The following is a 14,043-nucleotide window of genomic DNA, read 5'->3' as shown; positions in this document are numbered from 1 at the left end:
GTATAAAAACACAAAATCATATATATAGTCATTTTATTTGTAAGTAAGCTATACAGGTAGGTAGGAGCCAATAAAGCTGCCTCTTACACATATAGCATCAGATACTAAACCTTTGTATGAAGTACACTGCACAGGTTAGTCTCCCCAACTTTGACGATTGATCCGCATCAATGATCTCTTCCTATGTCTCATAAAACTTATCCATGAAAATTTTATTATAAAAAAACCTCAAAGTAATTTGAGGTTTTTATATTAAGATAAATGACTTAATTATTTTGCTGGTTTTTTAGGACTCATCATCATAATCATCCTTTTTCCTTCAAGCTTAGGTAACTGATCTACTTTACCAACATGCTCCAGTTCCTGAGCCAGTTTTAAAAGTAAGATTTCACCCTGATCTTTAAAGATAATCGAACGTCCTTTAAAAAATACGTAGGTTTTCAATTTTGAACCTTCTTCAAGAAACTTCTCAGCATGCTTTTTCTTAAATTCATAATCGTGATCATCTGTCTGTGGTCCAAAACGGATTTCCTTCACAACTACTTTTACTTGCTTAGCTTTTAATTCCTTTTGTTTTTTCTTTTGCTCATATAGAAACTTCTTGTATTCTAATATTCTTGCAATGAAAGGTTCAGCCTTATCAGAAATTACTACTAAATCCAATTCCTGGTCCGCAGCAATTTGTCTTGCTTTGTCAATTGGATAAATTCCCGGCTCTACGTTATCGCCCACCAAACGAAGCTCTCTCACACGAATTTTATCGTTGATTAAGTGTAAGTCCTCTTGTACAGGACGTCTTTGTGGGCCCCTGTTGTTAAATCTTTGTGCTATTGTATTATAATTTTATTGGTTAATTACTTAATTTAATTGATTTAAAGATATCAAGATCGAAAGATTCCATTCATTTTTTGAACCCTTCCATCTTTTCATTTTAAATTTATATTGCTGCTTCTTTTTTGAAGTAAGAAACGAAATCCTCCATTTTCATTACTCCAAGATCTCCTTCACCACGTCTTCTTACAGAAATAGTTCCTTCATTTTCTTCATTTTCTCCTATAACAAGCATGAACGGGATCTTTTTCAATTCAGCATCACGGATCTTTTTACCCGTCTTCTCATTTCTGTCATCAATCTGACCGCTAATATCGTGATTTTCCAAAAATTGTGAAACTTTTTTTGCATAATCTACATATTTTTCACTGATTGGTAGAATAATAAACTGATCAGGGCTTAACCATAATGGGAAGTCTCCTGCAGTATTTTCTAATAAAATCGCAATAAAACGTTCCATAGAACCGAAAGGAGCTCTGTGAATCATTACCGGCCTGTGCTTTTCATTATCGTTTCCAATATAGTGAAGATCAAATCTTTCCGGTAGGTTATAATCTACCTGAATTGTTCCCAACTGCCATTTTCTTCCTAAAGCATCCTTAACCATGAAGTCAAGTTTAGGACCATAGAACGCAGCCTCACCATATTCAACAACCGTTTTCAGACCTTTTTTCTGAGCCGCATTGATAATGGCACTTTCCGCCTTTTCCCAGTTCTCATCAGAACCGATATATTTCTCTCTGTTTTCAGGATCTCTTAAGGAAACCTGTGTTACAAAATCTTCAAATCCTAAAGATTTAAATACATACAGAGTTAAATCAATTACTTTTTCAAATTCTTCAGAAAGCTGATCCGGAGTACAGAAAAGGTGAGCATCATCCTGAGTAAATCCACGAACTCTTGTCAATCCGTGAAGTTCTCCACTTTGCTCATATCTGTAAACCGTTCCAAATTCTGCATATCTTTTAGGAAGATCTCTGTAGCTCCATTGTGAAGTTTTATAAATCTCACAGTGATGCGGGCAGTTCATTGGCTTCAATAAAAACTCTTCTCCTTCGTTAGGTGTTTTGATCGGCTGGAAGCTGTCTGCTCCATATTTATCCCAGTGTCCTGAAGTTACATAGAGTTCTTTGGCTCCGATATGTGGAGACATTACAAATTCATAACCTCCTTTTTTCTGAGCATCACTAAGGAAATTCTCCAATTTTCTTCTTAAAGCAGTCCCTTTTGGTAACCATAACGGAAGACCGGCTCCTACTTTTTCAGAAAATGCAAAAATCCCAAGTTCTTTACCTAATTTTCTGTGATCTCTTCTTTTAGCTTCTTCTAGTCTTTCAAGATACTCAGTAAGTTCTTTCTGTTTAGGGAAAGAAATACCATATACTCTTGTTAGCTGAGGGTTCTTTTCATTTCCTCTCCAGTATGCTCCGGCTGCATTTAAAATCTTAACAGCTTTTACAATTCCTGTGTTAGGAATGTGTCCACCACGACATAGGTCCGTAAAGTTATCATGAGTCACAAAAGTGATTTCTCCATCGTTAAGATTAGAGATCAATTCTACTTTATAAGGATTGTCTGCGTAGATTTTTAAAGCTTCATCTTTAGAAACCGGGTATAGAGAGAATGTTGACCCTTTCTTGGCATTTTCAAGAACTTTCTTTTCAATTTTCTCAAAATCCTTTTCAGATAAGCTTTCATCCCCGAAATCAACATCATAATAGAACCCGCTTTCAATAGCCGGACCGATAGTCAACTTAGCATTAGGATAAAACTCAAGGATAGCCTGCGCCAAAAGGTGCGCAGAAGAATGCCAGAAAGCTTTCTTTCCAAGATCATCATTCCAGGTCAATAGTTGTACCGTAGAATCCGTGGTTATAGGTGTGGTTATTTCTACTTGTTTGTCATTAACAATTGCGGAAATGGTATTTCTAGCCAATCCCTCGCTTATAGATTTTGCCACATCTAGGGGAGTAACTGCTCCCTCGAATTCTTTGACACTACTGTCTGGAAGTGTAATTTTTATCATTGTTTACTAAGAAATTTTAAGATGCAAAAATACGCATTTTTTAGATAAAATACTACATCAGCACCTATTTAGAATGATAATTAATATAAAAATGTAAAAGATTTCACCGGTTTTGGAGGGACTCAGTTTTACTTTCGGCTTTTCATCAGGGGAAATTATGCTGTTTCATGCCTGTAAATGGTATATTAGGCTTTGTATCTGCAAAAATATTTTTGATTAAACAGATTAAAATAATAGATATTTTAAATGTTGTGAACTCATTTAAAATATAACTTTTACTGATTAATAATAGTATTTTTAAAGGTCCGGAAATAAGAGAAATAGAGATGGGGTATGAATCCTCATCATAAATACATGAAAATCACAATATAATTTCTACTATGAATACTATAAATATTGATCTGCACTGCGATCTGTTGTATTATCTGCTCAATTCAAATGTGAGCCTTGATGATAAAGAAATTGGCTGCTCACTGCCTTATCTGAAGCAGGGAAATGTAAAACTCCAGGTTATGGCCATATATGCCGGAACGGGAGAAGGCAGTACAGGGTATGGACTACAGCAAAGCCAACTATTTTCAGAACTCATTAAAAATGAAAACTTTTTCCTTTTTAATGACGACAATTATCAATCGTCTGAAAACAAAGACAGGGTAGGAGTTATTGCTTCCATTGAAAATGCATCAGCTTTCTGTGACGAAAATGAAAGCCTGGACTCCGGGTTTAAAAAGCTTGAAAATATAATACAAAATACACAGAAAGTATTCTATATTGGAATTACTCACCATTTAGAAAACCGTTTTGGAGGGGGGAATAATGCAGAAGCAGGGTTAAAAGACGATGGAAAAGTATTAATCGACTATATCGCTGACAGAAAAATTGCCATAGACCTGGCCCATACAAGCGATCAGCTGGCTTATGATATCTTTACCTATATCGATCAGAAAAATTATTCTATTCCTATTTTGGCTAGCCACTCCAATTATAGAAGTGTTTATAAGAATAACAGGAATCTTCCCGATGAACTGGCTAAAGAAGTCATCAGAAGAAAAGGACTTATTGGGCTTAACTTTATCAAAGACTATGTTGATCTTGAAGAGCCGGAAAGATTATATGAACACATCCAATATGGGCTTGATCTGGGTGGAGCAGACAGCATAGCATATGGAGCAGACTATTTCTACTGGAAAGACCATCCGGATACACCCCGCCATCCGTTTTTCTTTCCTGAACATTCTAATGCCTCAGTGTATCCATCCATCAATAAAGAAATTGAAGAAAGATTCTCTGCCGAACTGGTAGAAAAAATCAGCCATAAGAATGCTTTACAGTTTATAGAAAATATGTATAAATAATAGCTATACTTAGATTCCTGCGGAATGGCAAATACTGTGGATCTCATTGAATAAAATGATACCTGAAATATCATTCTGCAGGAATACAAACTCTCAAAATCGACTTCTATAACGCTCTATGGTCTGCATTGAGTTTAAGTTGGTGTACAAATGATCCGTTAGCTTTTTCTTTTGTATTTCACTTTTTGCTTAATAATCTCAATGACATCCACATGTTGAACTTTAGATTTTATCCATCCGTGAATATCGATATAAAATAATGACCTTCTGTAATATTCGTTGTTGGAAAACTCTTCTAGTTTTTTGTCAAAAGTTTTAAAAGCTTTTTGCTGTTGATCTAAAACCTGGTTATTTAGATTTTTAAAAAATTCAATGCTTTCGAAATGGAAAACTTCCGGTTTCTTCATTTTTTTGGCAAATTTCAATGTAGAAGTCACAAATTCATCATAATCTTCATCATTTCCTGATTCATACTTAGCCATTAATATCAGAATCCGGGTATGGAACAGCAAATCTTCCTGTACATTTCCTTTTGATTCTATCACCCTCATTGAGTAATCAATGGATTTTTTAAACATTTTACTTCCAAAAAACATCGCCGCCATCTTAAGATAAAGAATCATAAAATGGTGTTCATCAATTCTTTCCCGAAGCTTGTCCATTTTTAGTTCAATCTCAGGAATAAGTTTTGTCCCGGTGAAAAACTCGCCCTTTACAAAATGAATATTCATCAAGGTATTATAGTGAGTCAGAAAAATAAGCGACTGAAGATTTTCGTTTTGGGCAAAATTCTCGGCATTGACTACTTTATTAAAACTTTCAAAATGGTCTTCCAGAATATCTATATTTCCATAGAGAAACAAAATTTTAAGCAGATATGTATTTCCCTTAATATACCAAACCGGATGACTATAGATCATTTCAGGATTTTTATGAAATAAGTCTACCCACTGATAAGCATATTTCAGGGTGTATTTATAATCCTGTAACAGCTGGTTTTTCCACACATGCGCTTTAAAGTACCATAGTTTTTCGGTGAAATTCAGTTTTTCAAGTCTGATATTTTTGATTTGGGAATTGAAAAACTCAAGAACTTCCTCTCTGTCCAGATCATTTTTTATATAGCCATGAGTAAGCATTTCACTGTACAGTTTCAGTGAAAGATTGGAAAGCTTTGTCGTATACCGGTTCTGTCTGCTTATCTCCTGAGATTGCCTGATCAATTCGTCAGCGCGTCCTTCGATACTTCGGGTAATAAACTGAGATTCAATTACTTTTTCGAGGTCTATAATTTCGGAAGCTATACTTTTCTCATCCAGTTCCAGAGCACTTTGCTTCGTTTTGTCCAGTATTTTCAAAGCTTGCTTATAAAGACCTTTCTGATACAGGATATTGGCAAAGTCGAGCTGCTCCCTAAGCTGAATTCTATAGTTTTGGTGGCTTGGGTTCATGCGGAGACTCACCAGAATCTGTTTATAGAGGTGAGCCTTCAGATTGGAAAGCTGCTGTTTCGTTGAAATTTTTTTCTCGATGATAATGCTTTCATCGTACTCTTTCATCTTATCCATTTCTGAAAATAAAAGAAGAAATTTGGCATCTACATTAATACCGAGACGGTTGACATACAACTTAAACTGACGTTTTTCGGAGGTGGTCAATGACTTTACCAGTACAAACAAGAAATCTTTCTGCAATTCTGCCATTGTAAATTTTTATAATTTAAAACTTTAATTATCAAACACATACAGTTGTTTATTTCATTATTGAATATTGTATTTTTTACAAAATATAAAACCCTGAAAATATTTCAAGCTGTAGTTTTGAACCAAAATTAAGTAAAAAACTTCATTTATGAATTCCGAAAAAATTGAAATTTTTGATACCACACTGAGAGATGGGGAGCAGGTTCCGGGGTGTAAACTGAATACGGAACAGAAACTGATTATTGCTGAAAGGCTTGATAAGCTAGGGATTGATATCATTGAAGCAGGATTTCCAATTTCCAGTCCCGGAGATTTTGAATCTGTTTCAGAAATTTCAAAACTCGTAAAAAATGCTAAAGTATGTGGACTCACTAGAGCCAATAAAAAAGACATAGATGTAGCAGCTGAAGCACTGAAATTTGCTAAAAGACCGAGAATCCATACGGGAATCGGAACTTCCGAATCTCACATCAGATATAAATTCAACTCCACAAAAGAAGATATTCTGGAACGTGCTGCTGAAGCGGTAAGATATGCTAAAACTTATGTGGAAGATGTTGAATTCTATGCAGAAGACGCCGGGAGAACCGATAATGAATATCTGGCTCAGGTATGTGAAGCCGTGATTAAGGCTGGAGCTACGGTTTTGAATATTCCTGATACAACAGGATATTGCCTGCCTGAAGAATACGGCCAGAAGATAAAATATTTGCGTGAAAATGTAAAAGGAATCGAAAAAGCAGTGCTGTCATGCCATTGTCACAATGACTTAGGATTGGCAACCGCTAATTCTATTGCAGGAGTAATGAACGGAGCACGTCAGATAGAATGTACAATCAACGGTTTAGGAGAGAGAGCCGGAAATACCGCTTTGGAAGAGGTCGTCATGATTTTAAAACAGCATAAAGATCTTAATCTTCATACCGATGTCAACTCCAGAATGCTGAATGAGATGAGCCTGATGGTCTCAGATCTTATGGGAATGTCTGTACAGCCCAATAAAGCCATTGTTGGAGCTAATGCATTTGCCCACAGCTCAGGAATCCACCAGGACGGAGTGATCAAAAACAGAGAAACTTACGAAATCATTGATCCTGAGGAAGTAGGAGTAAGTACATCTTCCATTATTCTTACGGCAAGAAGCGGACGTTCGGCATTGGCTTACCGATTTAAACATATTGGCTATGATGTGACTAAAAATGAACTCGATTATCTGTATCAGGAGTTTTTAAAAGTGGCAGATCTTAAAAAAGAGATTGGGAACGACGATTTAAGCAGAATTATAGAGACTTTCAACCGAAAAATAGGATAGGTTTGATGTAAAATCAAGATAAAATAAAAATGAAGAACGATAAAAAAACACTTTTTGATAAAGTTTGGGATGCCCACGTAGTGGAAACTATTCCGGACGGACCTCAGATTATTTATATTGACAAACACCTGATTCATGAAGTAACCAGCCCTCAGGCTTTTGCAGAACTTGAATCCAGAAATCTTGAAGTTTTCCGACCGGAACAGATTGTAGCAACAGCTGACCATAACGTACCAACCCTTCATCAGGAAGAACCAATAAGGGATGAATTGTCCAGAAATCAGGTTCAGCAACTGACAGAAAACTGTGAGAAAAATAACATAAAACTGTTCGGCCTTGGGCACGAATATCAGGGGATTGTTCACATCATTGCTCCCGAATTAGGAATTACCCAGCCGGGTATGAGTATTGTTTGCGGAGACAGCCATACTTCCACACATGGTGCTTTTGGGGCCATTGCTTTTGGAATAGGAACAAGCCAGGTAGCTCAGGTTTTTGCAAGCCAATGTCTCCTACTCAACAAGCCCAAGTCGATGAGAATTACCGTAAACGGCAGATTGAATGAAAACGTTCTGCCTAAAGATGTGATTCTTTATATCATTTCAAAAATAGGAACAGATGGCGGAACGGGATATTTCTGTGAATATGCCGGAAACGTATTTGAAGAAATGTCTATGGAAGGAAGGATGACTGTTTGTAATATGAGCATTGAAATGGGGGCCAGAGGAGGAATGATTGCTCCTGATGAAACTACTTTTGAGTATGTAAAAGGAAGAGCTTTTGCGCCGGAAGGTGAAGAATGGCAAGAAAAAGTAGCGTATTGGAAAGGCTTAAAAACAGATGAAGAAGCTGTTTTTGATAAAGAACTGACATTTGATGCTTCAGAAATTTATCCCATGATCACTTATGGAACAAATCCAGGAATGGGGATCTCAATCCGTGAGCTTATTCCGGTTCCTCAGAATGAATCGGAAGAAAAAGCTTTACGCTATATGGGATTAAAGGCAGGGCAGGCTCCCTCCCATATTAAAGTTAATTATGTATTCATCGGAAGTTGCACCAATGCAAGGATAGAGGATTTCCGGTCTGCAGCTCAATATATCAAAGGAAAAAGCAAGTCTGAAACTGTACAGGCATTAATTGTTCCGGGTTCTCAGCAGGTGGTAAAACAGATCTATGAAGAAGGTTTGGATAAAATTTTCAATGAGGCCGGATTTCAGATCCGTCAACCCGGATGTTCAGCTTGTCTGGCCATGAATGATGATAAGATTCCGGAAGGGGAATATTGTGTATCCACATCAAACAGAAACTTTGAAGGCAGGCAGGGACAGGGAGCCAGAACCATTCTTGCAAGCCCGCTTACCGCTGCCAAAGCAGCCATAGAAGGCAGAATTTCTGCTTTTGAAAGTTTAAACTAAACAGATTAAAAAGTACATGCAAAAATTAGTTGTTTTAAAATCCCGAGCAGTACCATTGCCGGCAGAAAATATAGATACCGATCAGATTATTCCGGCCAGATTTCTAAAAAGCATAGACCGAAAAGGATTTGGAGAAAATCTGTTCAGAGATTGGAGGTACAATATCCAGTCAGGAGAACCTAATCCTGATTTTGTGCTGAATAATCCAAAGTTCGAAGGGGAAATCCTAGTGGCAGGAAATAATTTTGGATGCGGAAGCAGCAGGGAACATGCAGCCTGGTCTTTAACAGATTATGGTTTTAAAGTCATTGTTTCAAGCTATTTTGCCGATATTTTTAAAGGAAATGCTTTAAATAACGGGCTCCTTCCGGTAAAGGTTTCTGAAGAGTTTTTAAAAGAAATTTTAGAAGGAATCACTGAAAATCCAAATAATGAAATTGCCATTGATGTAGAGCTGCAGTCCATCAGCTTTAAAGATACAACCGAAACCTTTGAAATTGATTCTTACAAAAAAATATGCCTATTGAACGGCTATGATGATATTGATTTTTTAATCAGCAGAAAACAGGTGATACAAGAATTTGAATTAAAAACACAAAAGAAAAATGAGCGACAAGTATTTTAAAATTGCGGTTCTTCCCGGAGACGGAATTGGACCTGAGATCATTAAAGAAAGTATAAAAATACTGGATGTCATTGCTGAAGTCTTTCAGTATGAATTTAAGTTTGAATATGGATTGATTGGTGCAGAGGCTATTTTTAAAACCGGAGATCCTTTACCCGAAGAAACGCTGAAGATCTGCAGAAATTCTGATGCCGTTCTTTTTGGAGCAATCGGTGATCCTGTTTTCGATAACAACCCTGAAGCTAAAGTAAGACCCGAACAGGGACTTTTAAAACTTCGTAAAGAGCTGGGCTTATTTGCGAACATCAGACCTTTGAAAACTTATTCTTCGCTGATTGACAAAAGTCCGCTTAAAAGAGAAATCATTGAAGGGGCAGATATTCAGATCTTCAGAGAATTGGTAAGTGGAATCTATTTTGGTGAAAAATTTACGGATCCTGAAGGAGCCTATGCTTATGACGTATGCAAATATAGCCGTGAAGATATTCTTCCTATTGCCCATATGGCGTTTCAGGAGGCTCAGAAGAGAAATAAAAAACTGACCCTTATTGACAAAGCCAATGTATTGGATACTTCAAGACTTTGGAGAAAGATCTGTCAGGAAATTGCGCAAGAATATCCGGATGTACACTTGGATTATATGTTTGTAGATAATGCAGCAATGCAGCTGATTCTTAACCCTAAGCAGTTTGATGTTATTGTCACTGAAAATATGTTTGGTGATATTATTTCTGATGAAGCTAGTGTGATCGGAGGATCTATCGGATTGCTTCCGTCAGCTTCCATTGGTGAGAAAAATGCATTGTTCGAACCTATCCACGGTTCTTATCCGCAGGCAAAAGGCAAGGGGATTGCCAATCCTATTGCTTCTATTCTTAGCGTTGCCATGATGTTGGATCATCTTAATTTAGAGGCAGCCGCAGATAAGTTAAGACAATCTGTAGAGCATGCCATTGAAAATAAATACGTTACCATTGATCTTAATACCAAGCAGTATTATTCTACAAGTGAAGTGGGAAGCTTTATTGCAGATCATATTAAATATTCCGAAAAATCTTATTACAATTTTGAAAATGTAAAGATCGGAAAGTCCACCATCGTATAGTTAGTTACAAAAAGTTCATTTAGATAGTTAGAAGAAAGGTCCTGCCTCATTAGAGACAGGACCTTTCAATTGTATTCCGTACAAATAAAATGATTGTACTTTATTCTTTTGTATTATCCGTTTTTCCTGATTTACCTTTAGATGATTTTTGAATATCCTCTTTATCAATCTCAGGTGGATTGCTCTTTTTCGATGAAGCAGGAATGTTTTGGAAATCCTCATTCTGCTTTTTGGTTTCTGCAGTATTGGCAGGTTCTTTCTTATTGATTTTTCCTTTTGAATCCATAGCTTGAATTTTTAGAGTCCTAGAAGACCGATCTTTCCGGTTTTATCTTCTATGGTATAATTCAAAGCCTTTGCCAAAACAAAAACATTATTAAGATTTTCCATTAATTGTTTGCGTCCCTCACTTCTCAATTGATTTTGATCAATAGACTTCATCGCAGTTTGTTTAGCTTTCTCCGTTACATTTTTAATGTCTTTTTCGGTAATTCTATTAAAAAAGGAATCGTCCAAAGACTGGATTTCAACGCTGGGTGTAATTCTTATGTCTGCATCCGGAAGCTCGGTGATTACCAGTTTTTTGTTAATGGAATCTACCTCAATCTTCATCTTATTAAGATCATAAGAAACCTGTGCCGTGGTTTTGGTATAGGTAATGATGCTGTTATTTGAAACTTCTTTTCCGAATACTTCATAACCCATTTTGGTCTTCTGCATACTGGAAGTGTTCTGTTCCATGACCACCATCTTATTCATCTTGGAAATCTGGTTGGTCAGGATATAATAATCCGACTTCTCCGTTTTATTAGTAAGATTAAGACAGGACTTAAGCCCGAAAAACAGAAGCACCATAGCCCCTGCGCCTGCTACAAATGATAAAATTGTTTTATAATTTCTCAAATCTATTTAAAAATTTCTTTGATTACAGATGTGTCATTCTTTTTCAAAATCTCTGCTAAATCCCTTTCAATATATCCCGAAGTAGGCATTTCTACAATTCTTCCTATTTCTTTCCCATATTTCTTAAGGATGATCGTAGGAACTTTCTGGATATTGTAAAGACTTTCGTCCCCTGTAGGAGATTCTTTTTTACGGTTTACCGCTATAATGGTCAGCTTGCTGTCCGGGAAACTTACTTCCTCCAATATTTTCATCAGTCTTGGGATGTCTCTGTGGCTGTCTTCACACCATGTTCCCATAAAAACAATAACGTCACAAGAACCCAGTCTTTCCTTTTTAAGTTCACTGATGGCTTTGGGATCAAGAGCATATTCATCATGTTCCTTTACATACCAGTCGGCATAAGGAGCTTTCAGGAATTGTTCTTTCAGCTGATGTCCCAAAAGCATTTTCCCGTCATTCTGAGTTTCAACCTCACGGTTGACCACTACTTTTTGAGCGTTGAATTGCTGGGCAGCTAGAAAGATGCTTGAAAAGGCAACAATGTTAGTAATAAATTTTTTCATATGTTATTTCTCAATGATTGATTTTAAATCAGCAGGAGAGTAGTGTTTGTTTTTTAATACTTTATGATCAGCCTGTCTGTAAACATTGAATTTCTCTCCAGATTTTTCATAAAAAGATTCTACTTCCTTTTCTTTATAAAACTCAACAGTTTCCTTTGCCTGTTCTTCATTATCGCAAGCTTTAGACATATTGGAACGCTGAACTTCGTTGAATAGCTCTACAAATTTGTTGCCAAGTCCAAATTCAAGCACGGCACCACTTAAAACATACTGAAGATCACAAAGTGCATCTGCAATTTCTACAAGGTCATTGTCTGCAATTGCTTGTTTCAGCTCATTTAATTCTTCCTGAAGAAGTTCTACTCTAAGGTTGCATCTTTCCGGAGAAGGGATTTGTGGGGTATCTAAAATAGGGGCTTTGAAAGTAGTATGGAATTCTGCTACTTGGTTCAGACTATCAATTTTATCCATGAATTTTTTTATTTACGACAAAGATAGAAAACGATTTGGAAATTGTAAAATGTACAGCGTAAAATGTGTTAATGAAGGGGAAAGAAGAACCGTATTCCATTCTCTACAGGTTGAAGATATATGCGGAAAATTTTATCTTACTAAACTGACTGCCATCAGACTAATAACCATAAAAAAATCCACAATTTTTAGTTGTGGATTATAGCTGAAAATTCATTGGTTGTATTCAGATACATTATTTTAACTCTTCATATTTCCAGATTCCTGAGATATCTAAAATTGTTAATCCAGGCTGTTTTTCACCATAACCAAATACACAGAGGTATTTCGAATAGCAGGTTCGGCAGCTGGTTCCAAAATATAGGGTTGGCAGATTGTTGACGGTTAAAGGGCCGAAATGTTGCATTCCGGGTACGGTTTCCTTTACTATTCCATTTTTTAATAATTCATTTCTGGATAATACAGGTTCTTCATGATACATCTGAAGAATGGGAAATCCTGATTGGTAAGGGATAATTTCCACTGTATTTTCATGGTTGCAATCACAGCATATGAATTTTACAACCGAAGATGGAACTGTTTCATTATTTGTGAAAAAATCCTTTTGAACAAGAGCTTTTTTACCAATACTTATTTTCTTTGATATTGAATACATCTGAATTTATTTATTACTGGATAACGGTACCCGCCAGGTTATTGTATTTCCCGCTTGGACTTTTTTTAATAGTTACTTTTATATATCCCTCTTCAGCTAATTTATTCCATGTTTTTGGATATCCTGTGGCGATATCAATGGGAATTTTCCACATGGTTTGTTTTCCATTGCCAGCCTGATTAAACCAGGGAATAATATCTGCTGTTTGGGATTTGAAAGATAGTAAATTATTCAAAACATCTATTTCATAATAGAAATCATATTTGTTTTCTGGTTGGTTTAATGCTCTTTGGGTAAAAGTATATACATATCCATTGATGATAGGACTTGTAAAACTGCCTCCTAAAGTAGGAATTCCCGTTCCATCATAATTTCCAACAGCACCGCTGTATCGGTCGAATTTTTGTCCTGCGACAATGGGAACATCATCGACAATATTATAACCACCATTAGCAGGCGGCCATCCTCCGTTCAGATTGTTGGCTTTAAAAAGAGCTTCAAGTTCAGTCCATTTTCCTTGTTTGTACAGATCAAATGCCTGGTTTCTCATGTTTTGATTTACGGTTCCCGAAGCGTCGTAGGTTAATGCAAAATCATCAGCATTTTTGTAGAATACAATTTTAACGGGATTGGTGTCTATTTCTTCATCATTGTCTGAACTACAGGCAACTGAAAAAAAAGTGAATGATAAAAGAAAGATGTACTTAAATAAATGTTTCATATCAATAATTTTAATTATGTAAAATTTTATAAGTATTATCGGGATTGTGCACTGTGCTGCTTAGGTAAAAATGCCTGCTTGAATGTGTTGGTAGAATCCGTTTTAAGAATGTTTTCATGAACAATAATGGCTGTTGAGACTGGCTTTTAAAGACATGATAATAAGTTCCCATCAAAGAAAAGGCATCAAAAGAAGCAATATGGGCAATCGGCGAAGCGATTTTCCGGCTCCCTCAAATACGGGTTGGGCAAACGGTACAATAATAAAGAATATTGAGTGATAAATTTAAATTAAAAAACCTGAATATTGCTTATTTCATTTAATAAAAATTAATTATATGTAAATTAAATAC

General features: G+C 36.2%; 14 protein-coding genes. 5 read left to right on the top strand and 9 right to left on the bottom strand.

Annotation, left to right across the window (positions count from 1 at the left end; translation table 11 throughout):
- Positions 1 to 270: 270 nt before the first annotated feature.
- Positions 271 to 831, bottom strand: coding sequence for a translation initiation factor IF-3 (infC, locus tag DRF57_RS08650; RefSeq protein WP_081989141.1), 561 nt, complete (start codon positions 829 to 831; stop codon positions 271 to 273).
- Positions 832 to 937: 106 nt separating this feature from the next.
- On the bottom strand, positions 938 to 2,857 hold the full coding sequence (gene thrS / locus DRF57_RS08645) for a threonine--tRNA ligase (protein WP_047492595.1): 1,920 nt from the start codon (positions 2,855 to 2,857) through the stop codon (positions 938 to 940).
- A 380-nt stretch (positions 2,858 to 3,237) separates the two neighbouring features.
- Here thrS and DRF57_RS08640 point away from each other — a divergent pair, with 380 nt between their 5' ends.
- Positions 3,238 to 4,212, top strand: a complete 975-nt coding sequence (locus tag DRF57_RS08640; RefSeq protein WP_115917952.1) for a dipeptidase — start codon at positions 3,238 to 3,240, stop codon at positions 4,210 to 4,212.
- A gap of 158 nt (positions 4,213 to 4,370) precedes the next feature.
- On the opposite strand, the gene DRF57_RS08635 is transcribed toward DRF57_RS08640, so the two are convergent.
- The gene (locus tag DRF57_RS08635; RefSeq protein ID WP_115917950.1) at positions 4,371 to 5,915 is read right to left on the bottom strand and encodes a hypothetical protein; all 1,545 of its coding nucleotides are present in this window, start codon (positions 5,913 to 5,915) and stop codon (positions 4,371 to 4,373) included.
- Positions 5,916 to 6,063: 148 nt separating this feature from the next.
- Here DRF57_RS08635 and DRF57_RS08630 point away from each other — a divergent pair, with 148 nt between their 5' ends.
- From DRF57_RS08630 to leuB, 4 genes are read left to right on the top strand one after another with little or no spacing between them, the layout of a single operon-like run.
- On the top strand, positions 6,064 to 7,227 hold the full coding sequence (locus tag DRF57_RS08630; RefSeq protein ID WP_081989143.1) for a 2-isopropylmalate synthase: 1,164 nt from the start codon (positions 6,064 to 6,066) through the stop codon (positions 7,225 to 7,227).
- Positions 7,228 to 7,256: 29 nt separating this feature from the next.
- Entirely contained in the window at positions 7,257 to 8,645 is a 1,389-nt protein-coding gene (gene leuC, locus DRF57_RS08625) for a 3-isopropylmalate dehydratase large subunit (protein WP_047492605.1), read from the top strand.
- Positions 8,646 to 8,661: 16 nt separating this feature from the next.
- Positions 8,662 to 9,270, top strand: a complete 609-nt coding sequence (gene leuD, locus DRF57_RS08620; RefSeq protein ID WP_047492608.1) for a 3-isopropylmalate dehydratase small subunit — start codon at positions 8,662 to 8,664, stop codon at positions 9,268 to 9,270.
- Positions 9,251 to 10,375, top strand: a complete 1,125-nt coding sequence (gene leuB / locus DRF57_RS08615) for a 3-isopropylmalate dehydrogenase (RefSeq protein WP_047492613.1) — start codon at positions 9,251 to 9,253, stop codon at positions 10,373 to 10,375. Before leuD ends, leuB begins: the two co-directional genes overlap by 20 nt.
- Positions 10,376 to 10,475: 100 nt before the next feature.
- Here the strand turns inward: leuB and DRF57_RS08610 are convergent, their stop codons facing one another.
- From DRF57_RS08610 to DRF57_RS08580, 6 genes are all read right to left on the bottom strand, one after another.
- The gene (locus tag DRF57_RS08610) at positions 10,476 to 10,661 is read right to left on the bottom strand and encodes a hypothetical protein (protein ID WP_081989147.1); all 186 of its coding nucleotides are present in this window, start codon (positions 10,659 to 10,661) and stop codon (positions 10,476 to 10,478) included.
- Between the two features lie 11 nt (positions 10,662 to 10,672).
- A complete protein-coding gene (locus DRF57_RS08605; RefSeq protein WP_047492616.1) occupies positions 10,673 to 11,278 on the bottom strand; it encodes a DUF4230 domain-containing protein in 606 nt (201 codons plus the stop codon).
- 2 nt (positions 11,279 to 11,280) lie between these two features.
- Positions 11,281 to 11,844, bottom strand: a complete 564-nt coding sequence (locus tag DRF57_RS08600) for a TlpA family protein disulfide reductase (protein ID WP_115917948.1) — start codon at positions 11,842 to 11,844, stop codon at positions 11,281 to 11,283.
- Positions 11,845 to 11,847: 3 nt separating this feature from the next.
- The gene (locus DRF57_RS08595; RefSeq protein ID WP_115917946.1) at positions 11,848 to 12,315 is read right to left on the bottom strand and encodes a pyrophosphohydrolase domain-containing protein; all 468 of its coding nucleotides are present in this window, start codon (positions 12,313 to 12,315) and stop codon (positions 11,848 to 11,850) included.
- Between the two features lie 235 nt (positions 12,316 to 12,550).
- Positions 12,551 to 12,970 (bottom strand): hypothetical protein, encoded by a 420-nt coding sequence (locus tag DRF57_RS08585; protein ID WP_115917942.1) that lies wholly within the window; start codon positions 12,968 to 12,970, stop codon positions 12,551 to 12,553.
- Between the two features lie 13 nt (positions 12,971 to 12,983).
- Complete coding sequence (locus DRF57_RS08580; protein ID WP_047492628.1) at positions 12,984 to 13,691, bottom strand: glycohydrolase toxin TNT-related protein; 708 nt, start codon at positions 13,689 to 13,691, stop codon at positions 12,984 to 12,986.
- Positions 13,692 to 14,043 lie beyond the last annotated feature (352 nt).

The organism is Chryseobacterium rhizosphaerae (assembly GCF_003385455.1).
In the GTDB taxonomy this organism is placed as follows: domain Bacteria; phylum Bacteroidota; class Bacteroidia; order Flavobacteriales; family Weeksellaceae; genus Chryseobacterium; species Chryseobacterium rhizosphaerae.
The sequence above is the reverse complement of the archived record's forward strand: the minus strand, read 5'-3'. Positions and strand labels throughout refer to the sequence as shown.

What these genes read in the sequence shown, in the direction of transcription:
- thrS (WP_047492595.1), bottom strand. Translation starts at nt 2,857, where the DNA reads ATGATAAAAATTACACTTCCAGACAGTAGTGTCAAAGAATTCGAGGGA.
- DRF57_RS08640 (WP_115917952.1), top strand. Translation starts at nt 3,238, where the DNA reads ATGAATACTATAAATATTGATCTGCACTGCGATCTGTTGTATTATCTG.
- DRF57_RS08635 (WP_115917950.1), bottom strand. Translation starts at nt 5,915, where the DNA reads ATGGCAGAATTGCAGAAAGATTTCTTGTTTGTACTGGTAAAGTCATTG.
- DRF57_RS08630 (WP_081989143.1), top strand. Translation starts at nt 6,064, where the DNA reads ATGAATTCCGAAAAAATTGAAATTTTTGATACCACACTGAGAGATGGG.
- leuC (WP_047492605.1), top strand. Translation starts at nt 7,257, where the DNA reads ATGAAGAACGATAAAAAAACACTTTTTGATAAAGTTTGGGATGCCCAC.
- leuD (WP_047492608.1), top strand. Translation starts at nt 8,662, where the DNA reads ATGCAAAAATTAGTTGTTTTAAAATCCCGAGCAGTACCATTGCCGGCA.
- leuB (WP_047492613.1), top strand. Translation starts at nt 9,251, where the DNA reads ATGAGCGACAAGTATTTTAAAATTGCGGTTCTTCCCGGAGACGGAATT.
- DRF57_RS08610 (WP_081989147.1), bottom strand. Translation starts at nt 10,661, where the DNA reads ATGGATTCAAAAGGAAAAATCAATAAGAAAGAACCTGCCAATACTGCA.
- DRF57_RS08600 (WP_115917948.1), bottom strand. Translation starts at nt 11,844, where the DNA reads ATGAAAAAATTTATTACTAACATTGTTGCCTTTTCAAGCATCTTTCTA.
- DRF57_RS08595 (WP_115917946.1), bottom strand. Translation starts at nt 12,315, where the DNA reads ATGGATAAAATTGATAGTCTGAACCAAGTAGCAGAATTCCATACTACT.
- DRF57_RS08585 (WP_115917942.1), bottom strand. Translation starts at nt 12,970, where the DNA reads ATGTATTCAATATCAAAGAAAATAAGTATTGGTAAAAAAGCTCTTGTT.
- DRF57_RS08580 (WP_047492628.1), bottom strand. Translation starts at nt 13,691, where the DNA reads ATGAAACATTTATTTAAGTACATCTTTCTTTTATCATTCACTTTTTTT.